Genomic DNA, 25,802 nt, shown 5'->3' with positions numbered 1-25,802 from the left:
TTTGCATTAAATTTATAAAATATATCTTTTATACAAAAAATTATAGTTTATTTCCAAAAGAAAATCTACGTTATTCAAGTATAAATAAAACTTTCAAATTTTGATAGTTTTGTGCAAAACAGTACAAAAGGAGTTGTGGAATGAAACTTAACCTTGAAATGATTGCCAATGTTCTTTATAAAGAAAAAATCTTTTTGCATATTAAGAGCAGCCTTCCTCCCTATCTGAATAAAGAAGATATCTATCAGAATAAAGAGAGCCTATTTCAGTTTCTAAATAACAATTGGTGTCTTACTACACAGGAAGGATCATTAACTTTTTACGAACTATCTGATAAACAATGTATCGAATCCGTGTCCAAGGCTTTTGACATTTATTACAACTGGTTCGAAAAAACAGTATACTTTTTATTCGAAGATAACGATATACAAAGCGTTATCGATGAAACATATACGTTATTACGCAACCCTATGTTTTATCTGGATAGCGATTATCGGATCATAGGGATCACGCTCCAATATTTAAATGACCCAAAACTCGATAAGCATTGGAGTGCTTTACTAAAAAACGGTCATTTTTCTTCCGAATGGCTTTACTATATGGGCAATCGAGATAATTATACTGTAAAAAAAATATTAAAAACAGGAGAATACTATACCGAGAGAAACTTCTTTGAATATAACCGTTACTGCGACGATGTTTTTGTGGATGGAATACGAACGGGATTTCTCGAAGTTTTAGAATATGAAACTACTTTAAATTTTGGCCACTTTTGTTTGCTGAGGAAACTGACAGATTTGATTAAAATCAAAGACAAAGCACATAAAAAGGAGCTCAGCCATTACACAACGTCTAAGCAAATTATTAATATTCTTAATGGCAATATTTATGATAAAAAGCTGGTATCTTATTATTTATCTTTAAAGGGCTGGCAAGAATGTGATTGTTACGCCGTAGCCGTACTCTCTCCAACACATAGCGAATCGAAAAATTTAAAAGGTATTATTAATAATATAAAAATAATTTTAGAAAAACAGTTTAACAATAAAATTTTATGTATTGAATTTTCTGACAAAATTATATTAATTTTAAACCAAACACTTCTAAATAAAGACATTTCCATAAGCTTATCACAAATTGCTCAAACTGAAAAATTATTTTGTGGTGTTAGCAATAAATTTAACGGCTTTTTTCTTTTATTCGATTACTATATTCAAGCGGTCTCCACAATAAACTACGGAATAGAAACAAGACACGACACTACTTTTTTCTCTTTTTATGATCATGCCGTAAATCTGATTATCGGACATAACGATCTGCCTGCCAATATTTCCATGTGCCATCCTGATTCTATTGAGCTAATGAGATATGACAATGAAAACAATACAGATTTTTTATTGACGTTAATCTCTTATATACGCAACAATTGCAACCTGCAAAAAACTGCCTCAAGTCTTTTTATTCATAGAAACACCTTAATCTATCGAATGCAAAAAATAAAATCACTTCTTCATTATGATTTAGACAATCCTTATACGAAAGAATACCTCATGATTTCATACCGTATTATACAACAAAATATTAAATAAAAAACAGCTTATATTACAGTGCTCAAGAAAAACCCGGGCACTGCTTTTAAAGCTGTCTGTCACTCATACATTAATGGTAATCTTTATTATTTTATAGTTCTCATCATAATGGCTCTGATTACATCCCCCGAACTATATTCTTTTGATTCCAAACGTTCCTGGAATTTCGTTGAATATCTCTATCTCAGACTGGGGCAAAAGCGGTGCATCCCCCATTGGATAAGCGATTCCCAAACCTTCATATTTTACCTTCCCCAATTTATGGTATGGTAATAAGGATACCTCTGTGATATCTAATTCTACCAGTTTCTCACATATTTTATGAATATCTTTTTTGAATGCGTTAAAACCGGGAATTATTGGAACACGCACCAGTATTTCCTGACCATTTTGTCTTAGCTTTTTTAAGTTTTCTGTAATTTGCGCCAAATCTCCCCCAGTCCATCTCCTGAAAATATTTTTATCCCAGTGCTTATAATCACAGATAAAAAGATTGGTTTTATCCATAGTGGCCGCTATATTTTTCCATGGAATGCATAAGCAGGTTTCTACGGCTGTATGTATTTCTGCCTGCGTACAATGCCCAAACAGCTCATTCACAAAAGCAGGTTCTAAAAGAGCCTCACCGCCACTAACTGTAACGCCTCCACCGGAATGTTGATAGAAAGCCTGATCTCTTTTTATTATTTCAAAAATTTCTTCTACCGTATTATCTTCCCCCATCAAAGTCAGTGCTCCTGAAGGACAACGTTCAACACATAATTTTTGTCGGCATTTTGCACACAATAGAAAATGATTTCTTCTATTTTCCAGCATTAAGCCCTCTGTGCAAGCCTTTTCGCAAGACCGGCAGCCAATACATTTATTTTTTTCAAAAAACAACTCGGTTTCGCTTTTTTGAGATTCTGGATTGCAGCACCAGCGGCAGCGCAGAGGGCACCCTTTTAAAAAAACAACTGTGCGGATACCCGGTCCGTCATGAACCGAGTATCGCTGTAAATTAAAAATTTTTGTTTTCATAATAAACCTATAACTCAAATTGTGTACGCGCAATGATGTCTTCCTGAAGTTCACTGTTTAAAGTTGTAAATAACGCGCTGTAACCAGCGACTCGCACCATAAGGTCTGCATAATTCTCAGGGTGCTTCTGGGCATCCCGCAACGTTTCATTCGATAAGACATTATACTGTGAATGCCAGCATTTTAAATCTCCTGACGCACGTAAAACCGCTGCAAATTTTGCTTCTTCTTCGGGGGTTTGCAAAGTTGCCGGATTAATACGAATGTTTAAAAGCTGTCCTCCTGTAAACAACTCATTAGAAAGCTTCCCAACTGACTGAAAAATAGCCGTAAGACCATTTTTCAATGTATTTCGCGATGGGGATACACCTTCTGCAGTAGGCTCCCCTGCCTTTCTGCCATCAGGCGTAGCGCCGACTGATGCCCCGCAAGGAATATTGGCTGTAATTGTTACCGTAGAGCTTGTATAACAACAGCCGATGGGGCCTTTACCATCTCTCAACGTTTTATATTTAGAAATCTCTGTTACATAATAATCAGACAATTCTTTTGTGATCTCATCGACCGCATCTACATCATTGCCATATTTTTCTGCCCCATTTATTAAAAGAGTTCTTATAAACTCGCCACCTTCTTCTTCAAAATTTGTTTTAAGCGCGTGACTAAGCGCCTGTGGTGTAATTCTTTTTTCCTCAAACACTAGTTTCTGGATGGCATACACTGCATTACCCACATTCGGAATCCCCACAAGGGTACCACTGATCATGTCATAAATAGTTCCACCCTCCTTAATGCTTTTCCCTCTGTTTAAACAGTCCTGCACTATCAAGGAACAAAACGCGTCCGGCACTAAAGCATTCATTGCCATTTCGTTTATATTGTCTGCAATAACATGGAGCTTCATATAATGTTCAATTGCTTTCTGATAGCCATTTTTGATTTGTTCAATGGTCGTACATTCTTCCAAAGGTGTTAAACCATCCATAATTTTTTGTCCACTTTTACGGTCAACACCTCCATCTAAAACAATTTCAAGAATACGCAGTAAATTAATTTTACTCTTTCCATTCGCTCTATAGCCCCATTTTCCCGGCACTTGAACCTCTGTACAGCCCATTGTGGAATAATTGATGGCATCTTCTGGTAATACTCCACGATGCAGCAGAGATGGAATAATCACCTGATCATTGACAAATGACGGCATGCCAAGTCCTTTTTTCACTATTTTTACAGCATGGTTCAAAAAATCATCGGGTGTTCCTTCATGTATACGTATATAAATATTAGGTTCTGGAAGCCTTATCTCTTCCAGCATATCAAGACACATCCACGAGAGTGCATTAACTGCGTCGCTTCCATCGCTCTTTTGCCCGCCTAAACATATATTTTGATAAGTAGGGTAACCCAGCTGGGTCTGTGTTGTTTTCCATGATCGCAGTTTATTGTTGCCGAAAACTTTCAAGTAAAAGCATCCCAGCAATTCTTCTGCTTCCGTCTGTGTCAATATATTATTTTCAATATCTTTCTTGTAAAAAGGATATAAATACTGATCAAACCGGCCAAAGGACAGCGAGTGTCCGTTAGACTCAATATGGAGAATAACCTGAACAAACCATACACACTGAAGCGCTTCCGCAAAAGATTTGGGAGGACGATGAAGTAACGCATCACAACGTTTTGAAATAGCTTTTAATTCAGAGCTGCGCACTGAACCTACGCATCTTTTCTGTTGTTCTATGGCCAGATCCCGATAACGCTCAATAAAATCAAAGCAACCCTTTAAGATGGATTCACAAGCGCGATAGAAGGTAAATTTTTCAAGATCTTTCGGCTCCGTTAATACAAGATTGCCGATAAGTGTCTTAACCCTTGAATACAATCCTGAAAAACCATATTCTAATATCATTTCATAATCTGGAACTATATGGCCTTCTCCTGACGTAATATTTCCCTGCCAGCCCAGTACCCCAATTTTTATATCTTCTAAAACAGCTTCAGGCTGCATAGCTGTCGCTCTTGCTTTTAAGGTTTTATCCTTCCACCAAGGCAGCACTTGCCTTAGTTTTTCTTTATCCTCCTCCTTTATGATAAAGCGGTCACTTGTCCGGTGTTCAAAATCTTCCATTTCACTTAATACAAACTCATAGTCATATTCTGGAAATAAAGGCGCTGCTCTGGGCACACGCGCCTGATTCCCCACCAGAAGCTCATCATCACCAATATAAATCTGCATGCCGCTGAGAACATCCGCCAATGCTTTTGCGCGTTTTTCAACTATTGGATATTTCTCATATTTTTGATAAGCCTCTGTTAATAACAAACACCGATCTACACAAATTTCCGGTACCCGATCAAGCAAATCTGAACGAATGCGTTTAAAACGCTCCCTCACTTTCTCCCCCTCCTTTATGCTTTTTATTTAATGTTTAATCCAGTTTAGTGAACGTGTAACTGCTTCTTTCCAGATTTTATATTCTTCTTCACGCCGACGACTATCTATATTCGGCGTAAAGACCGCATCTGAAGCCGTCACCCTTTCTACTTCATCTAAAGTAATATCTCCCATGTACATCGCCGCCATCAAAGCGGCACCTAAACTTGTCGCCTCCACACTTTCTGGTCTTAAAACAGAGGCATTACAGTAATCAGCAATCATCTGTGCCAGTAAATTATTTTCTGACGCACCTCCATCAATTTTGATTTCTGATATTTCAATTCCCTGATCAACCACAATATTCAAAATGTCCTTAATCCTGAAAGCTATCGCCTCCAAGGTTGCCCTTGCAATATGAGCTTCTGTTGTTCCTCGGGTAATCCCTATAATAAGGCCACGCGCAAAGGGATCCTGATACGGTGTAATAAGACCAATTAATCCTGGGACAAAATAAACACCATTTGTATCTTCAACCGAAGCGGCCAGGGCTTCTATATCGCTTGACTTTTGTATGAATTTCACTCCATCACGCAACCACTGCACTGCAGAACCTGTTACTGCCGCAAAGCCTTCAACCGCATACGTGGTTGTATCACCTAATTTCCAGCCAATCAGTGTATCAACCCCTCCATGAGATGTTGTAAAAGTTGTCCCGATATTAATATCTAAAAAACTGCCAGTGCCATTTGTACATTTAACACTGCCTGGCTTAGTGCATCCCTGAGCAAAAAGAGCCGACTGCTGATCTGCGATGACTCCGGTAATCGGAATAGGCACTCCAAAAACATCTGTCATTCCATAATCATCAGACTCTGATTTTATTTTCGGGAATACCGATTCTGGCACTCCTACGTAGTCAAAAAGCCTGCTGAACCATTTCTCATTTTTTATGTCCATGCACCCACTGCTTGAAGCGTTAGAAAAGCTGGTCGCGTGGACTTTTCCCCCTGTCAGTTTCCACACCAGCCATGTATCAATCGTACCAAAAATCGCCTCGCCGCTTTCTACTTTTTCGCGCGCCCTCTACGTTATCCAAAAACCATTTTAAAAACAAAACATCCAAATGGGGCGTAACATTTTTTCCAGAAACCTCGAGCAGTTCGTCAAAAAATTCTGATTCTCTAATCGCATTACTCGCTTCCCCCATTCGTGAGTCCTGCCAAACTAAAGCATGATAGAGCGGTTCCCCTGTTTTTTTATCCCATAACAAAGCGGTGTTTCTTTGGTTTGTGATTCCAATACAACGAATATCGGAAGACGATAAAGAAGCTTTTTCAAGCGCGTTTTGGCACATTCTGACACTTTTTTCATAGATTTCCATCGCATCATGCTCAACCATATTTTCATTTGGCGTATATTGTATAAATTCGTCGTAGGATTGAGCGATTGGCTGAAAATTATCGTCAAAAATAATAGCTCTTGTCCCTGTGGTCCCCTCATCAATAACCATTATATATTGTTTCATTTTTTACTCCTCTTAAAATCATATTTACCCTTTTCTAAATTAATCAACGATTTTTGCGCGCACGTTTTTTCTTTTTTTTGCTTTATAATGCATTATTTAACTTTATTATACTTGTTTATACGTTTTTGTCAACAAAAAAATTCCCATTTGTACACATTCGTGTATAAATGGGAAAAAACTAAATAATTTCAATATCATTTAATTCTGCAAATTCCCGATACATGTCCGGAAACTCATCATCAACGATCAATGCGTCAAAGGCCTCTAATTCGACCACTCGCCCTAAAGAGACTTTACCAAATTTTGAAGAATCTGCAATGAGGTATTTCTGCTGACTGATATCCAGCAGGCTGCGAAGCACGGATATTTCTTCAATAAACGGATGTGTAATTCCATTATTAATGGATACGCATAAAATACCAAAAAATATTTTATTGGCGCTTAATTGCCGAATCGTGTCTTCTGCTAAATCTCCATAAAACATACCAGACAAAGGCCTGTATTTACCGCCTGGCATATAAAGATTAATAAAAGGCTTTGTTGTTGCTTTAGCAGCGATCGTTAATGACTGTGTTATTAAATTTATGGATTCCAGATCTCCAAGATCTTCTAAAATCAACTCAGCCGTTACGCCATTATTTAAAACAATCGTATCCCCATTATCAATCAGAGCCGCTGCTTTTTTGGCAATCATTTTTTTCTTTTCCAAATTGACCATCCGTTTTTCTAAAGGGTCAATTTCAATCACACCACTGGCTTTTTCCTTTTTATAATAAGCTCCGCCATAAATTACATGAATATCATAATTCTTTGCCAGCTCCTTCAAATCCCTGCGAATTGTCGTTGCATCAACATTGAATATATCAACAAGTTCAGCTACCTTTACGCTGCCCGTTTGGGTTAACATCTCTAATATCTTTTGGCGGCGTTCAACATATAACATTTTTTTCCTTCCCGTAAAATAAAGTTTTTAATTAAACAGTGCACTATTTCGATTTTAGAAAAAACCGCCACAAATCGTCACTTTAAACTTCTTAAAAGCCAAAGCCGTATTTATGGCGGTTTTTATATTTTAAATAATTTTATTATTCTTTATTTCATCTGTGCAGCTACTTCTTCTGCAAAGTTTTCCTGTTTCTTTTCAATACCTTCGCCTAACTGGAAACGGGCAAAACGTCTGATTTTTACATTTTCACCGATTGCCATGATCTGTTCTTTTACAAGATCTTCAATGGTGATGTCTGGATTTTTAACAAAAGGCTGTTCTAACAGGCAAATTTCTTTATAAAATTTACCGATACGGCCTTCAACCATTTTGTCGACAATTTTTTCTGGCTTGCCTTCATTTAACGCCTGATGTTTCAGGATTTCTTTTTCATGTTCAACTTCCGCTTCCGGAACTTCTTCTTTAGAAACATAGGTTGGGTTCGCAGCGGCAATATGCATTGCAACATCTTTAGCGAAAGCTTTGAAGCCATCAGTTTTAGCAACGAAATCTGTCTCACAGTTGATTTCTACCAAAACGCCGATTTTACCGCCCATATGGATGTATGATTCTACAACACCTTCAGCAGCTACACGGCCAGCTTTTTTATTGGTAGCGGCTAAGCCCTGTTCTCTCAAGTATTCCATTGCTTTTTGGATGTCACCGTCGGTAGCAACCAAAGCTTTTTTGCAGTCCATCATACCTGCGCCGCTTTTTTCTCTTAATTCTTTAACTAATTTAGCGTCCACGTCTGTATCCTCCTCTAATCAAATGTCAAACCGCTTATTCAGCAGTTACTTCTACTACTTCTTCTACAACGACGTCGCCGGAAGCATCTTCGGCTACAACAGTTTCTTCTACGACAGCTTCTTCAAACTGTTCACCCTGCTTTCCTTCAATAATCGCATCTGCTAATACGCCAAGGATTAAAGCAACGGCGCGGATCGCATCGTCATTTCCAGGAATAACGTAGTCAATTTCATCTGGGTCACAGTTGGTATCGACAATACTAACAATTGGAATACCCAGTTTATGTGCTTCTGCAATGGCAATTCTTTCTTTCTTGCTGTCGATAACGATCATAGCGCCAGGCATTTCTTTCATGTCTTCAATGCCGCCTAAGAATTTCTGCAGTTTTTCACGTTCTCTTTTTAATTTAATAACTTCTTTTTTCGGTAACAGTTCAAAAGTTCCATCTTCTTCCATCGCTTTTAATTCTTTTAAGCGTTCGATACGTTTGCTGATGGTGGTGAAGTTTGTTAAGGTACCACCTAACCAACGGTGGTTAACGCAGAAGCTTCCACTTCTTTTGGCTTCCTTTTCGATGCTGGTCTGAGCCTGTTTTTTGGTACCAACGAATAAAATGCTTTCGCCGTTTGCTGCTACTTCTTTAACGAAGTTACAGGCAACATCGATTTTTTTCACTGTCTGCTGTAAGTCGATGATGTAGATACCATTTCTTTCAGTGAAAATGTAAGGGGCCATTTTAGGGTTCCATCTTCTGGTCTGGTGACCAAAATGTACACCCGCTTCTAATAATTGTTTCATTGTTACTGCTGCCATAATAATTCCTCCTTAGGTTTTTCCTCCATTTTTCTCTCCGGACTCGGCCCACCTGCTCCGCAGGCACCTGCCATTCCTCGAAAAATGTGTGTAATAACAACATACTGCCCTATAATAACATAATTACAGGGCAGTAGCAAGTGTTTTTTCTTAATTTTTTAAAGTAAAAATCTGGAATAGCTGCGTTCACGCTCTGCCGGTTTAAATACAGAGTTGACGTATTCTTTATTGACCACAAAGGTGTCCGCATCATAATCGGACGCATAGAAGGATACTTCCTCAAGCAGCTTTTCAAGGACAGTGTGCAGCCGTCTGGCGCCAATATTTTCCTGTTCCTCGTTCTGAGCAAAGGCAATCTGCGCCAATGTTTCGATGGCGTCGTCCTCAAAAACCAAATCGACATCCTCTGTTTTTAAGAGCTCCTGATATTGGCGGATGGCTGAGTTTTCAGGCTGAGTAAGAATTTGTTTAAAATCCTCCTCTGTCAGGCTGTCCAGCTCGACGGTGATCGGGAAACGCCCCTGCAGCTCAGGAATCATATCGGATATTTTAGCCACATGAAAAGCGCCTGCACCAATAAACAGAATAAAGTCGGTTTTCACCGGACCGTATTTTGTGGTGATGGTGCTGCCCTCAACGATGGGCAGAATATCCCGCTGCACACCCTCGCGTGAGACATCCGGTCCGTTGTTGTTGCCGTTCCCGATAATCTTGTCAATTTCATCAATGAAAATAATCCCATTCTGCTCCGCTTCACGCAGGCCGATTTCCTTGACCTCATCCATGTCGATCATTTTCTGTGCTTCCTGGTTTGTGAAGATCTTGCGCGCGTCCTTGACCTTAACATGACGTTTTTTCTTCTTGGATGGAAGAAAATCGCCGAGAATATCATTGATGTTAATGCTCATATCATCATTCATCCCCGCCATGACACCAATGGTTTTGGAGCCGTCATCCTCCACCTCGATCTCGATAACCTCGTCCTCCATTTTGCCATCGGCCAAGTCCTGTGCAATGGCTTCCCGTTTAATCTGGAGATTCTTTTCTTTTTCAGCTTTTTCAGCTTCCTTAGCCGGATCCGGTGCCTCTGGCTGGGCTGGCTGTTTATTACTCTTCATAAAAATATCGAAGGGTGTCTTAATGGTTTCCTTTTTCTTTTTCATGGGTACCAGAATATCCAGAATCAGTTTATTCGCCCGTTCTTCGGCCTGTTCATAAACTTCCTTCATTTTTTCCTGCTGTACCTTACGGATGGAGGTGGTTACCAGGTCTCGCACCATGGATTCCACATCGCGGCCAACGTATCCCACTTCTGTAAATTTAGTCGCCTCTACTTTAATAAAGGGCGCAGACACCAGCTTGGCAATCCGTCTTGCGATCTCGGTCTTACCGACACCGGTAGGCCCCATCATAATAATGTTCTTTGGTGTGAACTCATCCCGCATTTCCTCTGATAAAAGGCTTCTGCGATAGCGGTTTCTCAGGGCTACCGCCACCGCCTTTTTTGCCGGTTCCTGGCCAATAATATAGCGGTTCAGCTCTTCGACAATTTTTTTAGGCGTTAAATCTTTCATTTCCATAAATTTTACCTCAAATTTATTCTAATTCTTCGACACGGATATTATCATTCGTGTAGACACAGATTTCAGACGCGATCTTAAGGGATTCGTGCGCGATTTCCTTTGCGCTTAAATTGGAATGGCGTTTTAAAGCTCTGGCGGCAGAAAGCGCATAGTTGCCGCCGGAACCAATGGCGGCAATGTCGTCATCCGGCTCAATGACCTCACCGCTGCCAGAAAGCACCAGCGTTTCTTTTTTATCCATAACAATCAAAAGGGCTTCCAGCTTGCGCAGCGCCTTATCCTGGCGCCAGTCTTTTGCCAGCTCAACCGCGGCACGCTGTAGGTTCCCGTTGTACTGTTCAATTTTGTGTTCAAATCGTTCACACAGTGTAAAAGCATCTGCCACTGATCCCGCAAAGCCGACCAGCACCTGATCATTGTAAATTTTTCTGACTTTCTTGGCAGTTGCCTTCATAATGGTCGTTTCACCCATTGTCACCTGGCCGTCACCGGCAATGGCAACCTCGCCATTGTGTCTTACACCAACGATTGTTGTTGCATGAAACATTTTTTATTCCTCATTTCATTATATATTTAATCTAATAGGTCATTTTAGCAATGAATACTTAAATCTGTATATAAATGACGACCGCCCGAAACGGACGGTCATCAGTCTTATGCGTATTTTCTATTGCTGATCCGCTGATTTTTCAAAACCGCATTTGGCGCAGTAAACTTTTTTTCGTTTACCCAGACCTTTCTGGAACATGGTCTGCCCGCATTCCGGACATTTTTCGGCCACTGGCATATCCCAGCTCATATACTCACAGTTCGGGTAATTTGAGCAGGAATAAAAGGTACGTCCCTTTTTAGAGGTACGCTTGACAAGGTCTCCGCCGCATTCTGGACAGATACCACCGGTTTTTTCAAAATAGGGCTTGGTATTCTTGCAGTCCGGGAAACCGGGACAGGCTAAAAATTTGCCGTATTTGCCTTTTTTGATGACCATTCTGCGTCCGCAGAGCTCACAGATCTCATCGGATTCAGGGTCTGCGATGGTAACCTCTGCCGCCGCCTCCTGAGCATGGTCCAGTTCTTTTTTAAAGCCACCATAAAAGCTTTCCAGAAGCTTAACCCAGTCCGTTTCGCCATCGGCTACCTTATCCAGCTTCTCTTCCATCTCTGCGGTAAAGGTCAGATTGACAATATCCTCAAAATATTCCTTCATAAGGTGAGTAACGGTAATCCCCAGCTCCGTGGGCACAAAGTGCTTTTCCACTACCTCAACATAGTCCCGGCTTTTGATGGTGGCGATGGTTGGCGCATAGGTGCTCGGCCTGCCAATCCCCTTTTCTTCGAGAATTTTTACCAGCGAGGCTTCCGTGTAGCGTGCCGGCGGCTTGGTAAATTTCTGTTCTTTATTGATTTTAACAAGGTTTAGTTCCTCGTTATCCTCAAACTCTGGCAGACGGTTTGCTTCTTCCTTCTCTGCTGAGCTGGCTGTGCGGTACACGGCCGTGAAGCCTTTGAATTTCATGATCTCGCCCTTTGTTTTAAAGAGCAGATTTGCACAGGCTACATCCACATCGGTTACGTAATACTCAGCATCTGCCATCTGGCTGGCAACCATACGGTCCCAGATAAGCTTGTACAGCTTATACTGGTCCTTTTCGAGGGAATCGCGCACTTCCTCCGGCAGGTTAAAAACCGATGAAGGACGGATCCCTTCATGGGCATCCTGGACATTTTTCTTTTTCACGGTCTTTTTCGCAGAGCTCTGCTGATAATCTGGACCGTAGTTCGTTTCGATAAAGTCTTTTGCTTCTGCGATGGCTTCATCCGCCAAACGTGTGGAGTCGGTACGGATATAAGAAATCAAACCGACCAGGCCTTTGCCTGCTACCTCGACCCCTTCGTAAAGCTGCTGAGCAATGCGCATGGTGCGCTGTGTCGTAAAGCCCAAAACCTTGTAGGCCTCCTGCTGCAGGGTACTGGTGGTAAAGGGAAGCGGCGGCTTCTGTTTGCGCACACGCTTTTTAACCCCGGCAACCGTAATGGGGTTATGCAGTACTACCTGCTCCAGACGGGCTGCTTCTTCGGCATTCTTGATGGTTTTCTTTTTTCCGTCTTCTGAATAGAAACGGGATAAGAAGATGTTTTTATCCTTATCCTTTTTAAGCTCCAGGTCAAGCCCCCAGTACTCTTCAGGGACAAAGGCCGCAATTTCCTCTTCCCTGTCCACAATAATACGGGTGACAACCGACTGGACACGTCCGCCACTGAGTCCCTTCTTTACTTTTTTCCATAAAAATGGGCTCAGGGAATAGCCGACAAGCCGGTCAAGGATTCTTCTAGCCTGTTGGGAGTCCACAAGGTCCATATCCACCGCGCGCTTGTTTTCAATGGCGGCGTTCACCGCTCTCTTGGTGATTTCATGGAATTCGATCCGGCACTTGGTATCCAGGTCAATGCCCAAAAAATTGGCTACATGCCATGAAATGGCCTCGCCCTCGCGGTCGGGGTCCGTTGCCAGCAGGACGTTATCTGCCTTGTTGGCTTCCTTCTTAATTTTTTTCAGCAGTTCACCTTTTCCCCTGATCTTGATATAATCGGGTTTAAAGTGATCTTCGATGTCAATCCCGATCCGGCTTTTGGGCAGGTCAATCACATGTCCCATGGTTGCTTGCACTTCGTAGCCCTTAGGCAGATATTTTTTTATCGTCTTAGCTTTTGCGGGTGATTCAACAATGACGAGATTTTTTGCCATTGTATTCCTCCTTCAATATATATTTTACCGTTATAACTTGTTTTTATTATGTATGATAAAAGTCAAACAAGCTTCATTATAACAAAGGAATCCTTTTTTTTCAAATTTTGAATACAGAAACCCATAAGGTTTCTCTCTAAAGAATATATACCTTTCCATATTCTACTTTAACACGATCGTCAAGCTCCAGCATCGAAAGGGCGCCATTGACAGCCCCAATACCCATTCCAGACACTGCTACCAGTTCATCTACCGTCGTGTATCCCCCGGCAACATAATTTAATATTTTTTTCTGTTCCGGGTCCTCTATTCCCTCAGCGGCTCGCTCGAGACTGATGGGATTATGGAAGCTCTCAATATCCTTAGGCAGCATGTCCACATAATCCTCCAGCACATCCTCAGGTTCTGTTACTACCTTTGCGCCTTCCTTGATAAGCTGGTTACTGCCCGCACTCTGATAACGGGTAATATCACCGGGCACAGCGTAAACATTTTTTCCCTGCTCCAGTGCAAAGTCTGCTGTAATCAGAGCGCCGCTCTTTTCCCGGGCCTCTACCACTAACAGGCCGTCGCACAGGCCGCTGATGATCCGGTTCCTTCTTGGAAAATGAAATTTTAATGGCGATTCATCCATGAAAAACTCTGTGAGGATCAGCCCGTTGTGGACGATCTTTTTGTAAAGGACTTTATGCTTCTCGGGATAGCATACATTGATACCAGTCCCCATGACGGCAATGGTTGAGCCGATCCTATTGCAGCTGCCCAAATGGCTCTCGCCATCGACGCCCTCTGCCAGTCCGCTGACTATGGTAATCCCCATATCGGAAAAGGCTTCTGCCAGTTTACGGGCCTGCTTAAGGCCTGCCGGCGACGCTTTTCGAGAGCCTACGATTCCCAAATACATCGGGCGGTCCAATAGATCAAGATTGCCCTTTGCAAACAGCCCGACTGGCGGATCATAAATATTTTTAAGTCTTTTCGGATAAAGGCTGTTTTCAATGGTTATAAGGCCAATTCCATGGCGTTCCATAAAGCCTTTAGCCTTTGTGGCAAGGTACAAATGCTGCTGGCTTCGGATATATTTACAGTCTTTTTCCTTAACCGCACCAGAAGCCATCAGGCTTTTCTCATCAGCATTGTATATTTTTTCTGGTGTCTCAAAATATTCTAACAGCTTTAGCTTGCGCTTATTTCCAAGATCGGTCAACGACATCAGCCATATCCAGAACAGATCCCTTTCCATATCAATTCCCCTTTTAAAAAATATGATACTTTATCATAACACATATCTTGACATTAATGTTGTATATTTTTAACTTTCTTCTTAAAACACCCTCTTTTGCATATCTATCCCTTTTTATTTGATTCTTTTCTTTTTTGCCGCCCTCCTTTTTTAGTGCTTTCGACTATGGTATAATATAAAAAAGTAATCGCATAGAAAAGAGATACTACATGAATGACCGTGGGTTAAAATCAAAAATATGGCGGCCCATTCTCGCCGCGCTGCTGCTGATATTTATGATCGTCATTATCGCTTATGTCTACACCTCCTATCTGGACCATTTTTTAGAGTCCGAAACTCAAACCACACTAAAAGAGCTGTCCCAGCAGTCTGCCAACACCATCCAGAATCGGCTGCGGGGTGACTTTAATACGCTGGATGCCATCGCCACCTACATCGGCAATGATTCGCCGGACAATATTCTGGGCGCCCTTCCTGTTTTGAAACAGGAGAATGACCGCAATTCTTTTAAACGCATGGGAATCATCACCCCTGACGGTATCGCCCATACGACCGACGGTTACGATGAAGATTTTTCTGACCGGAATTATTTTTATAAAGCGTTAGAAGGCGAAACCGTTGTTTCTGGTATTCTGACGGATAAATTCGGCGGAGAACCCATCACGGTCTATGCCGCGCCAATCCGTTCAGGCGGTAATGTGCTCGGCGTACTCTTCGCGACCAACGCCATCAGCCAATACAGCAACGTTCTCTCCGTAACAAGCTTTGACGGCAAAGGCTATTCCTATATCATAAACGATAGCGGAGACATCATCATCCGTTCTAATCATCCCGGCAGTAACCAGGATATTGAAACTATTACGGAGCTCAGCTACTCAGATGATAAAACGCGTAACAAAGTGCTGGAGGCTCTGGATTCCCGCGAGACCTGTGTTGCAGAATACCGTCATAACGGGGAGCCTTACTATTTCAGCATCGCTCCAGTAGATACCAATAATTGGAATGTATTAATTGTAGTCCCCAAAAGCGTCGTCTCAGAAAAATCCAGCCAGATTATTCAATCAACCCTTTTAACCTGGGGTGTTATTCTGTTTTTCTTTACTGCCCTGATCGTATATATTGAAATCCATCAGAGAAAGAGCCGCCGTGAGCTTAAACGCATGGCTTATACGGATGACATTACAGGCTTTTCCAATTTTAACCGGTTTATTCTTGACAGTGAGCACTGGTTAGGAGGAAAGGAGCATCTTCAATACGCAATCGTCAGCTTCGACATTGATAAATTCAAGGCTATAAATGATCTTTATGGTTTTCAAAGTGGTAACCGGCTGCTGGCCGCCATGTCTGAAACCATCGCCAGCCATCTGGGTAGCAAAGAAACTTTTTGCCGTGTCGCCTCTGATGATTTTGCGCTTCTGCTTCACTATAAAACCACTGAGGCTCTAACTGACCGCTTGAATTCCTTAAGAGAGCAGCTGGCCTGCCGGGATTTTGATATTCCCTTTACCCTGTCTTTTGGTGTTTATCTGGTTCAGGAGGACCACCTCACGGTTAACCATATGTATGACCGGGCGGATATGGCTCGTAAATCCATTAAAGGTGCCAACGGCAATGGTATTGCTTATTTTGACACCGTTATGCGCAATCAGATTCTTCGGGAAAGAAAAATCGAAAATCAGATGGATGAGGCGCTGGCCTCAAAACAGTTTAAGGTCTATCTTCAGCCTAAGTACTCTCTTAAAACCTTACAGCCCGTTGGCGCTGAGGCCCTGGTCCGCTGGCTTCACCCTGAAAAAGGACTGATACCGCCAGCCGAGTTTATTCCTCTCTTTGAAAAAAACAATTTTGTCATTAAACTGGATTTCTTTATGTTTGAATCCATCTGTAAACAGCAGCGTATTTGGATGGATCAGGGGTTGGCACCGCTGCTGATATCTGTTAATTTCTCTAGAAAGCACTTAAGCCATTCCGATTTTGCTGAGAATCTTATGGCTGTTGTCAGAAAATATGACGTGCCGCCAAGCTGTTTGGAGCTTGAGGTAACTGAAAGTGCAGTTTTTGACAATATTGACGTGCTCGCTTCTGTTTTTAAGGCGCTTAATGACTTTGGGTTTAAGATCTCGATTGATGATTTTGGAACTGGCTACTCCTCATTGAATCTGTTAAAGGAGCTGCCTGTGGATGTCTTAAAAATGGACAAAGAATTTTTCAACGAGACGACGCTGTCACACCGAGGAGAAAAAGTTGTGGAGAGTGTTATCCAGATGGCCCATTCGCTCGATATTAAGGTAGTAGCCGAGGGGGTCGAGACACAGGAGCAGATCGACTTTTTGAAAAAAATCGGCTGTGATATTATTCAGGGATATTATTTTGCAAAACCGATGCCAGTCAAAGATTTTGCCAGCCTGGTTTACAGGACGCGATAAAAAAAGGTGAGTATCCAGAACGGTTCTGGACACTCACCTTTTTAATTATCCTTCGGGACTAAAACTTCGGTATTGTACTGCCTCTGACAGATGGGCAGCCTTTATTTCGACAGCGCCTTCCAAATCTGCAATGGTTCTGGCCAGCTTGAGAATACGGTGGTATCCTCTGGCGCTGAGATTCATTTTCTTATAAATCTTTTCCATGAGCTGCTTTTCAGGCATTCCGAGCTCACAATACTTTTCGATATGCCTCGGTGAAAGCTGGGCATTGAAGTAAAGACCCTTCTCCTCACCATATCGCCTGTTTTGCACAGCGCGTGCCGCATTTACCCGAACTTTGATATCCGCAGAGCTCTCACCTTTTGGCGCTGTCTCAAGCGCGTCAAAATCCATGGCCGGTACTTCAATTTTTATATCAATTCTATCCAAAAGTGGCCCGGATATTTTCCCGGCATAACGGTGTATCTCACTGGTACTGCAGCGGCATTCATGGGTTGGATCACCGTAATAACCGCAGGGACAGGGGTTCATACTGGCAATCATCATAAATGAGGCTGGATAGGTCAGCGAAGCGTTGACTCTTGAAATGGTGACCTGCTGGTCTTCAATGGGCTGCCTCAAAACCTCCAGCGCGCTCTTTTTAAATTCTGGCAGTTCGTCCAAAAACAATACGCCCAGGTGCGCCAGAGATACCTCACCCGGCTTAGGGATTCGTCCCCCACCAATCAGTGAGATGTTTGAGATGGTGTGGTGCGGTGATCGGAAAGGCCTTTCGGTCATTACCTGCGCATCGCGCAGAAGCCCGGCCACTGAATAAATCTTCGTGACTTCCAGCGCTTCCTCCACTGTCATATCCGGCAAAATTGACGGGAACGCTTTTGCCATCATCGATTTTCCTGCTCCTGGCGGCCCGCTTAACAGAAGATTATGGGCGCCTGCAGCGGCAATTTCAAAAGCTCTTTTTGCATGCTCCTGTCCTCGTATCTCTGAAAAGTCTGTCTCACAGTTATGAGTACTGCTTCTTTTGAACAAGGCGTCAATGTCCACCTTGCAGGGTGCTTTACAACATTCACCAGACAGATGTGCTGCCGCCTCTGCCACACTCTGCACAGGAAGAATTTCAATTCCCTCAACCACCGCCGCCTCGTACTGGTTCGCCGAAGGGATCATGATTTTTTTAAAGCCATGATCCCTGGCGGCCAGGACCATAGGTAAGATACCGTTAATCGGCTTAATCTCACCACTCAGAGAAAGCTCTCCCAGGATTACATAGCTTTCAATATCAACAGGCTCCAACTGCTCCGAAGCCATCAACAGTCCAAGAGCGATGGGCAGGTCATAGGCCGGGCCCTCCTTCTTAAGGTCTGCCGGCGCCAGATTGATGGTGATCTTTTTCATCGGATAGCTGTAGCCGCTGTTTTTCAGAGCAGAGTAAACCCGCTCCTTCGACTCTTTAACGCCCGTGTCCGGAAGGCCCACCAGCACATAGGAAGGAAGGCCGTTTAGTACATCAATCTCTACTGTAACAATCTGTCCCTCAATCCCTAAAAGGCTGCAGCTGTGAATCTGGGAAAGCATGACCGCTATTCCTTACCGTTCCAGCAATAGGTACAGACCTTACAGGGATCGATACCGATGGACTCGATCATATCCTCCAGCTCATGATATTTGAGTGAAGTAAATTTAAGTCGCTTACAGATCGTGTCAACCATTTCCTTATGATTCCGAGAATTCTGGTCTGCATAATCTGCTACGACATTCTCGTCATTATCTCCCTCACGTTCACGGATAATACGGCGTGTGATTAAATCATACTCCGAAGTAGAACGCGAGAAGTTCAGGTACTTACAGCCATACATAATTGGTGGGCAGGCTGATCGGACATGAACCTCCCTGGCACCGTTGCTGAACAGGTGGCTGGCGGTATCACTCATCTGCGTCCCGCGCACAATGGAATCGTCAATAAATAAAAGCTTTTTGTCTCTGATCAGAGCATCGACTGAAATAAGCTTCATCTTAGCGATAAGATGCCGCATACTCTGTGTCGGCGGCATAAAGCTTCTTGGCCAGGTAGGTGTATACTTAATCAGCGGCCTTGAAAAGGGAATGCCTGATTCGTTGGCATAGCCGATGGCATGTGCAATCCCGGAATCAGGAACCCCGGCGACTGAATCGACTGGCACATCGGTGTCACGTTTTGCCAAAGCCTCACCACAGCGGTAGCGCATTGCCTCTACATTTACCCCTTCATAGGTTGAAGTTGGATAACCGTAATAAGTCCAGAGGAAGGCACAGATTTTCATCTCCTTACCCGCTGGCGATACTGTTTCATAGCCATCGGCTGTGATATAAACTATTTCATTTGGCCCCAGCTCATAAGCGTCACTGTAGCCCAGGTTTTGATAAGCAAAGGATTCAAAGGACGCGCAATAGCCATCCTCCTTTTTGCCGATAATCAAAGGTGTCCTCCCCAGGCGGTCTCTGGACGCGTAAATGCCGTCCTTTGTCATGATCAGCATGGTCAGGGAACCATCCACCATTTCCTGTGCTGCTTTAATTCCATCCAGAAGGTTATCTCTGGCAGCAATGATCGAAGCGACCAGTTCGGTAGCATTTACCTTTCCACTGCTCATTTCCATAAAATGGGCACGGTGCTTGGACAATACCCGCTCTACGATGTCATCGGCATTATTAATCCGGCAAACTGTGGTCAACACAAAATTGCCATAATGCGCGCGGACAATAAGCGGCTGCGGGTCGCTGTCACTGATACAGCCAATGCCGATCTGTCCTTTCATTTCCTGTACATCGTGTTCAAACTTTGTACGGAAGGGTGAATTCTCTATATTATGAATTGCCCGGTCAAAGCCTTCTTCCTGATCGTAGACGGCCATGCCTCCTCTACGCGTTCCTAAATGTGAATGATAATCTGTCCCGAAAAACAAATCTGCTACACAGTCTTTTTTAGATACAACTCCAAAAATTCCTCCCAAAGTCTTTCTCCTCCACTTTATTCATGTTATCAAAAAATTCCATAGTACTATTATATACTAAGGCCCTGCTAATAAAAAGCCCTAACCAGAAAAAAACCTCTCCGGTTTTCCAGAGAGGCTTATGTTCTTATTGCTTATTTATCGTCGTCTTCGTCATCGAATGACAGACCTTCAAAAAGATTACCAAAAGCATCACCTAAGGTTACATTAGCTGATTCTTCATAAACAGTTTTATTCTTATTCTGTTGTGGTCTTCTTCTTGGCGCATCAGATCTTGGTGCAGAGGATCTTTCATAAGAAGAATCTGATTTTTTCTGTCTTGCAGGTCTTTCAGGCGCTTCTAAGGTTGCTTTGATACTCAGGCTGATTTTTTCTTTTTCAGTATTGATACCAATGATTTTAACCTTAACAACATCGCCCGGTTTCAGAACAGCTGCAACAGACTCTACACGATCATAGCTGATTTCAGAAACGTGAATTAAGCCTTCAACGCCTGGCAAAATTTCAGCGAAAGCACCAAAATCCAGTACGTTTGTGATCTTAACTTCAACTTCGTCATCCACTTTATAGTTTTTAACGAATTCTTCCCAAGGTCTTTCTTTAAGAGCCTTAACGCTCAGTTTGATCTTCTTGTCTTCGTCGTTCTTGGAAATAACCTTTGCTTCGATTTCCTGACCTTTTTCTACCAGGTCTTTTGGTTCGTTAGCTCTTTCCCAGGTTAAATCAGAACGATGCACAAAACCATCAATTCCGTTTAAGTCTACGAAGATACCAAAGTTAGTGATGGTTTTAACGGTACCGCCCACGATATCGCCGACTTCAAGCTCGTCAAAACGTTTTTCTTTGGCTTCTCTTAAAGCTGCCTGTTTTTCTTTGATTTCTTTTTCAAGAATAACCTTCTGTGACAAGATGGCTCTTCTTCTCTTTGCGTTGTAGTCAATGATAATACCTTTAACGTCTTCGCCGATTAAAGATTCAAGATCTTTGACATAACGCACATGATACTGGGATGCTGGCATGAAGATATCTGTAAATCCGATATCAACAATGAGACCGCTGCCAGATACGCCTTTTACTTTACCTTCTAAAACAGTTTTATTTTCAAAGGCTTCTGCTAACTGACGCTGAACTGCCTGATTGTCATATTTGATCTTAGACAATTTAACGCTGCCAGAACCGTCATTTAAGTCGGTCACAATAGCATTGACTTTATCACCAAGTTTGACAAGGTCTGCCAGTTCTTCATCATGTTTCCATGTGAAGTCATTCTTCTTAATGACTGCATCTGCCTTATATCCAATATTCAAAATAACTTCATCATTGTCAATGTGAATTACTTCACCTTCTACTGGGGCACCCTTTCTGATTGGTTTGAGGGATTCTTCAATTTCAGCTGCGAAATCGAAATTAGCGTCTGCAATTTCGTTTGCTGTCTGCGCTTTTGCAGCTTCTGTTTCCTGAACCACCTCTTGAGTTTGTTCTTGTTCCAATTTGTTTTCTTCCATACTTTCCGTTACCTCCTTAACGATCCAATCCGGTGTTGATGCGCCCGCTGTGATTCCGATGGTTTGATACTTCTTAATCTCATTAGGGTCTAATTCTCCGGCTGTTTCTATATGACAAGTGTTTTTGCAATAGGTCTTACAGATATCTAATAATTTTTGGGTATTGGAACTATGATATCCGCCTATTACGATCATATATTCTACTACCTTTGCAGTTTCTGCCGCAGCCGCTTGTCTTTCAGCTGTTGCACTGCAAATAGTATTAAATATAACAATTTCATCCGCTTTCGACTTCAGGGCTTCTGTAATTTTGTTAAAATTTGCCTCGATGATCGTCGTCTGCGCCACTACACATATTTTATCATATTTTTTTAAATTTTCTACACTTTTTATGTCGTTTATAACAATTGCTTCGTTATTGCACCAGCCTGTAGCGCCAACGACCTCCGGGTGCTCCTGATTGCCGACAATGACAATCTGGTAGCCCTTTTTGTAGTAATCCTCAACTTTTTTCTGCATCGCCCTTACAAAAGGACATGTCGCGTTGACAATTTCAAGGCCCTTGGCCTCAGCCGCCTCAATCACATCCTTCCCCACACCGTGAGAACGAATGATGACGCAGCCATGGTCTATTTCATCGATGGTCTCCGCCTTGACAACCCCTCTGCCGATCAGCCGATCCATTTCCTGACGGTTATGGGATATATCCCCCAGGGTATAGATTGATTGATTCTGGTGGTTTGCCAGAGTATCCTCGACCATTTTCATGGCGTTTTCAATTCCAAAGCAGTAGCCTGCCTTATCGGCAATGATAATCTGCATAGTCTATCTCCATTATTTTATTGTAAATCATAGACAATGTCCATAATTTTTTCACTTATTTTTGACATTTCTTCAGGTTTCACTTTTTTTCCATAATATTCGTTTAATTCAATGGGTTTTCCGAATTTTATGTTTATTTTACCTCTAAATTTGTATTCACCTTCAATATGTACCGGCAGGATGGGAGACTTGGTTTTTAGGGCAAACACCACGAAACCTTCCATTGGTTTCTTGTGTTCGCCGTTTTTTACACGGGTCCCCTCCGGGAAAATGCCCAGAATCTCACCATTTTTGAGAACTCTTAAGGATTCCTTTAGTGTTTCCAATGAAACCTTTCCCCTGTCGACTGGAATGGTACCCACGGCAAGCAGCACCTTTCTGACAATAAAATTTTTATAAAGCTCGGCCTTGGCCAGAAAATGCACCTGCCGCTTCATATGGGTTGCCACTGCCAGAGGGTCATAATTACTGATATGATTGGGGCAAAGGACAACCCCGCCTGTCTCCGGGATATTTTCTTCCCCTTCCACATGGATGTTATACAGAATAAGGTTTAAAAGCTTGATAATGGCTCTTCCGAATCTATAAAACATGGGCCTTTCCTCCCCGGATATTATCTAAGATTACCTGGCAGACTTCCTCGATGCTTTTGCCGGTCGTATCGACCACAATGGCATCCTCTGTACAGACCAGCGGCCCTTCATCGCGGTGGCTGTCATTGTAATCGCGAACCGCAATGCTTTCACGGATACTGTCAAAATCCTGATCAATTCCCCTGGCCTGCTGCTCAATAGCACGCCGTCTGGCGCGTTCATCAATGCTGGCATCCAGATAAAATTTATAGTCTGCCTTGGGAAGCACAACAGACCCGATATCTCTGCCATCCATAATAACAGAATGGCAGCCTGCAATGCTCTGCTGCTGGCCGACCAGCAGTCTGCGGACTTCACCAATACAGGCAACATCTGACGTGTGCCTGCTGACAATGGGCAGACGGATCTCTTCTGTAACCTTCTCTCCACTCAGGTAAACATCTGTCCCTTTAAAATCGATGGTGTTCTCTTTTGTAAAATCGGCAATGGCCTTCTGATCCGAAAAATCTATTTTATTTTTCCAGATACCATAGGTAATGGCCCGGTACATGGCGCCGGTATCTAAATATAGAATACCCAATTCCTTTGCAATTATTTTCGCAATGGTACTTTTTCCTGCCCCAGCGGGGCCGTCAATCGCAATTTGCATAAAGCTCTCCTTAACCTTCTTCCGATAAGCCTGCCAGCCATCCGGTACTGGCGGCAATCTGTATGTTAAATCCTCCGGTCAGGGCATCGACGTCAATCATTTCGCCGGCAAAATAAAGCCCCCGGACGAGTTTTGATTCCATTGTGCTCGGGTCGATCTCTTTGACATCCACACCGCCAGAAGTGATAATGGCGGTATTGATATCCTGAAGAGAGGTCACGTGGAGCGCCAGCCCTTTAAAAAGCTCTGCCAGATGCCTGCGTTCCTCCCGCGTGATCTGGTTCACCCTTTTATCTTCTGGAATCCCTGAACATTTTACCATAACCGGAATCATTTTTGAAGGTAATAAATCAACTAAACCGTTAATAAAATGCTTGTTATGATATTTTTCAAAGTCACGCTGCAGCCGCACATCCATCTGTTCCATGCTGAGAGCCGGCTTCAAATCAATGGTCAAAGTATAGTCTTCATATGGCGGCTTCATAAAAGCACTCATGGTAAGCACCAGCGGACCGGAAACACCAAAATGCGTAAAAAGCATTTCCCCCGCTTCATGGCGGATCTTTTTCCTGCCCTGTTTCATGGTCAGCCCTACATTGCGAAGGGAGAGGCCCTGAAGCTCCGGCACCCATGCCTCCTGGGTATTGACGCCCACTAATGATGGTCTCAGCGGGGTTACCCGGTGTCCGAGGTCTCTGGCCATTTTAAAACCGGAACCGTCAGAGCCTGTTGAGATATAGCTTCTCCCGCCAGTGGCCAGGATGACCCGATCATAGTTTTCGATTCTTCCATTCTCAAAACGGACACCTGTAACCTTTACCCCTTCGCTGCTCTTTGCTGTCTCGACAGCGGCAATACGCTGGTTCAGGAAGACCTGTGCCCTTTCGCGCTCCAGAATTTTCCTGTAGGCTTTAATGACATCGCTAGATTTGTCACTCTTGGGAAAGACCCGCTCGCCCCGCTCAATTTTAAGGGGACAGCCGTTTTCTTCCATCAGATCCATAAGCGCATCATTTGTAAAGGTATAGAGGGCCGAATAAAGAAAATTTTTGTTGGTGACAATACTGTCAAAAAATTCACTGATGTCACAGTGATTGGTCAGGTTGCACCGGCCCTTGCCAGTAATATACAGCTTTTTGCCCAGTTTTTCATTCTGGTCGTAAAGGTCTGCCTGCTGGCCTGAGCGCAGCGCGGCAATGGCTGCGCTCATCCCTGCCGGGCCGCCGCCGATAATGGCTGTTTTTTTCATTTTCTCTCCTATAAATCCTTGACAAACTCGTCACCGGTATAAATATAATGTTCTTTCCAGATTTCTTCGAGCTCATTAAAGGTCTGTTTTGTTTCTTTGATATTTTTAAAACCAACGGCCACTACCAGCGCGTTAATCAGACTTAAAGGCGCCACCAGGGAGTCCACGAAGGAATAAACATTGCTCTTCGCAATGAGCTTGTGATCGGCAAACTCATTGATGGGTGCGTGCTCATTATCCGATATGGTGATAATCCTGGGACCCCGGTTTTTAAGAAATTCTACAGCCTCATAGGTTTTCTGCGCATAGCGCGGGAAGCTCATGGCAATGACCACGTCGCCCTCGCCAATTTTGATCAAATGCTCATATATGTCTGTTACACCGTGATTGATTACCCGGACATCATCCAGGATCAGGTTCAGGTAATAGCCCAGATGCTCGGTCAGCAGACTAGTTGTTCTAAAACCGATAATGACCACCTTGCCTGCACTGCGGATCAGGTCTACGCATTGCCTGAGCGCTTCGTAATCAAAGGATTCAAGGGTTCCGTTGATGCTGTTGATATCACTTTTGAGCACCGCGGCCACAGAGCGCTGCATCAGCTTTTCTTTTTCCTCGTCACCCAAAGTCATGTTGATGCGCTCAATGGTCGTCAATTTACTGTTTATTTCATTTTTAAGGGCCTTTCTGAACTCTGGATAGCCTTCATAGCCTAAAGACAGCGCAAAGCGCACAACCGTCGCTTCACTGACCTTAACATGCTGCGCTACTTTGATGGCGGACATATCCGGAGCCTTTTCATAATTTTTCATCACAAAAGCTGCGATTTTTTTATGGCTCTTGCTCAGGCCTTTATAGCGCTCCTTAATCTCTGCAAAAATATCCCTTAGTTCCGGTTTGCTGTCTTGTTTCATATCCGATGATTGATTCATTTCCG

The 25,802-nt window shown here is 42.9% G+C and carries 20 protein-coding genes; 2 read left to right on the top strand and 18 right to left on the bottom strand.

Going from position 1 to position 25,802, the window contains the following annotated elements; all coding sequences use genetic code 11:
* Positions 1–140 precede the first annotated feature (140 nt).
* On the top strand, positions 141–1,589 hold the full coding sequence (locus BUC22_RS17055; RefSeq protein ID WP_013380794.1) for a PucR family transcriptional regulator: 1,449 nt from the start codon (positions 141–143) through the stop codon (positions 1,587–1,589).
* Between the two features lie 132 nt (positions 1,590–1,721).
* Here BUC22_RS17055 and BUC22_RS17050 read toward each other — a convergent pair whose 3' ends face one another.
* The 11 genes from BUC22_RS17050 to dprA all read right to left on the bottom strand — a co-directional run bounded on the left by BUC22_RS17050 (position 1,722) and on the right by dprA (position 14,628).
* Complete coding sequence (locus BUC22_RS17050; RefSeq protein ID WP_123876069.1) at positions 1,722–2,609, bottom strand: glycyl-radical enzyme activating protein; 888 nt, start codon at positions 2,607–2,609, stop codon at positions 1,722–1,724.
* 7 nt (positions 2,610–2,616) lie between these two features.
* Entirely contained in the window at positions 2,617–5,001 is a 2,385-nt protein-coding gene (locus BUC22_RS17045; protein WP_013380796.1) for a glycyl radical protein, read from the bottom strand.
* 27 nt (positions 5,002–5,028) lie between these two features.
* Complete coding sequence (locus BUC22_RS22380) at positions 5,029–6,006, bottom strand: FGGY family carbohydrate kinase (RefSeq protein ID WP_256198636.1); 978 nt, start codon at positions 6,004–6,006, stop codon at positions 5,029–5,031.
* Positions 6,007–6,016: 10 nt separating this feature from the next.
* Positions 6,017–6,508 carry an FGGY family carbohydrate kinase gene (locus tag BUC22_RS22375; protein ID WP_013380798.1) on the bottom strand — a complete coding sequence of 164 codons (492 nt, stop codon included), beginning with the start codon at positions 6,506–6,508 and terminating at the stop codon, positions 6,017–6,019.
* A 178-nt stretch (positions 6,509–6,686) separates the two neighbouring features.
* Positions 6,687–7,451 (bottom strand): DeoR/GlpR family DNA-binding transcription regulator, encoded by a 765-nt coding sequence (locus tag BUC22_RS17035; protein ID WP_013380799.1) that lies wholly within the window; start codon positions 7,449–7,451, stop codon positions 6,687–6,689.
* 149 nt (positions 7,452–7,600) lie between these two features.
* Positions 7,601–8,242: a translation elongation factor Ts gene (gene tsf, locus BUC22_RS17030; RefSeq protein ID WP_013380800.1), complete on the bottom strand. Its 642-nt coding sequence runs from the start codon at positions 8,240–8,242 to the stop codon at positions 7,601–7,603.
* A 34-nt stretch (positions 8,243–8,276) separates the two neighbouring features.
* On the bottom strand, positions 8,277–9,056 hold the full coding sequence (gene rpsB / locus BUC22_RS17025; RefSeq protein ID WP_013380801.1) for a 30S ribosomal protein S2: 780 nt from the start codon (positions 9,054–9,056) through the stop codon (positions 8,277–8,279).
* Positions 9,057–9,214: 158 nt separating this feature from the next.
* Positions 9,215–10,630, bottom strand: a complete 1,416-nt coding sequence (hslU, locus tag BUC22_RS17020) for an ATP-dependent protease ATPase subunit HslU (protein WP_123876140.1) — start codon at positions 10,628–10,630, stop codon at positions 9,215–9,217.
* A 22-nt stretch (positions 10,631–10,652) separates the two neighbouring features.
* Complete coding sequence (gene hslV, locus BUC22_RS17015) at positions 10,653–11,186, bottom strand: ATP-dependent protease subunit HslV (RefSeq protein ID WP_013380803.1); 534 nt, start codon at positions 11,184–11,186, stop codon at positions 10,653–10,655.
* Between the two features lie 120 nt (positions 11,187–11,306).
* Positions 11,307–13,385, bottom strand: coding sequence for a type I DNA topoisomerase (gene topA, locus BUC22_RS17010; RefSeq protein ID WP_013380804.1), 2,079 nt, complete (start codon positions 13,383–13,385; stop codon positions 11,307–11,309).
* Between the two features lie 136 nt (positions 13,386–13,521).
* The gene (gene dprA, locus BUC22_RS17005; protein ID WP_013380805.1) at positions 13,522–14,628 is read right to left on the bottom strand and encodes a DNA-processing protein DprA; all 1,107 of its coding nucleotides are present in this window, start codon (positions 14,626–14,628) and stop codon (positions 13,522–13,524) included.
* A gap of 209 nt (positions 14,629–14,837) precedes the next feature.
* On the opposite strand from dprA, the gene BUC22_RS17000 reads away from it, so the two are divergent.
* The gene (locus tag BUC22_RS17000; RefSeq protein ID WP_013380806.1) at positions 14,838–17,054 is read left to right on the top strand and encodes a bifunctional diguanylate cyclase/phosphodiesterase; all 2,217 of its coding nucleotides are present in this window, start codon (positions 14,838–14,840) and stop codon (positions 17,052–17,054) included.
* A gap of 45 nt (positions 17,055–17,099) precedes the next feature.
* Here BUC22_RS17000 and BUC22_RS16995 read toward each other — a convergent pair whose 3' ends face one another.
* From BUC22_RS16995 to BUC22_RS16965, 7 genes are all read right to left on the bottom strand, one after another.
* Positions 17,100–18,632 (bottom strand): YifB family Mg chelatase-like AAA ATPase, encoded by a 1,533-nt coding sequence (locus BUC22_RS16995; protein ID WP_013380807.1) that lies wholly within the window; start codon positions 18,630–18,632, stop codon positions 17,100–17,102.
* Positions 18,633–18,637: 5 nt separating this feature from the next.
* Positions 18,638–20,047: an amidophosphoribosyltransferase gene (locus BUC22_RS16990; RefSeq protein ID WP_013380808.1), complete on the bottom strand. Its 1,410-nt coding sequence runs from the start codon at positions 20,045–20,047 to the stop codon at positions 18,638–18,640.
* Between the two features lie 134 nt (positions 20,048–20,181).
* Entirely contained in the window at positions 20,182–22,374 is a 2,193-nt protein-coding gene (locus BUC22_RS16985; protein WP_013380809.1) for a bifunctional 4-hydroxy-3-methylbut-2-enyl diphosphate reductase/30S ribosomal protein S1, read from the bottom strand.
* Between the two features lie 17 nt (positions 22,375–22,391).
* Positions 22,392–22,967 (bottom strand): lysophospholipid acyltransferase family protein, encoded by a 576-nt coding sequence (locus tag BUC22_RS16980; protein WP_013380810.1) that lies wholly within the window; start codon positions 22,965–22,967, stop codon positions 22,392–22,394.
* Positions 22,957–23,616 carry a (d)CMP kinase gene (gene cmk, locus BUC22_RS16975; RefSeq protein WP_013380811.1) on the bottom strand — a complete coding sequence of 220 codons (660 nt, stop codon included), beginning with the start codon at positions 23,614–23,616 and terminating at the stop codon, positions 22,957–22,959. Before cmk ends, BUC22_RS16980 begins: the two co-directional genes overlap by 11 nt.
* A gap of 10 nt (positions 23,617–23,626) precedes the next feature.
* Positions 23,627–24,865 carry a BaiN/RdsA family NAD(P)/FAD-dependent oxidoreductase gene (locus tag BUC22_RS16970; RefSeq protein WP_013380812.1) on the bottom strand — a complete coding sequence of 413 codons (1,239 nt, stop codon included), beginning with the start codon at positions 24,863–24,865 and terminating at the stop codon, positions 23,627–23,629.
* An 8-nt stretch (positions 24,866–24,873) separates the two neighbouring features.
* Positions 24,874–25,797, bottom strand: coding sequence for a MurR/RpiR family transcriptional regulator (locus BUC22_RS16965; protein WP_227162878.1), 924 nt, complete (start codon positions 25,795–25,797; stop codon positions 24,874–24,876).
* Between the last annotated feature and the right edge of the window lie 5 nt (positions 25,798–25,802).

It is taken from the genome of Eubacterium callanderi, assembly GCF_900142645.1.
GTDB classification, from domain to species: domain Bacteria; phylum Bacillota; class Clostridia; order Eubacteriales; family Eubacteriaceae; genus Eubacterium; species Eubacterium callanderi.
The sequence above is the reverse complement of the archived record's forward strand: the minus strand, read 5'-3'. Positions and strand labels throughout refer to the sequence as shown.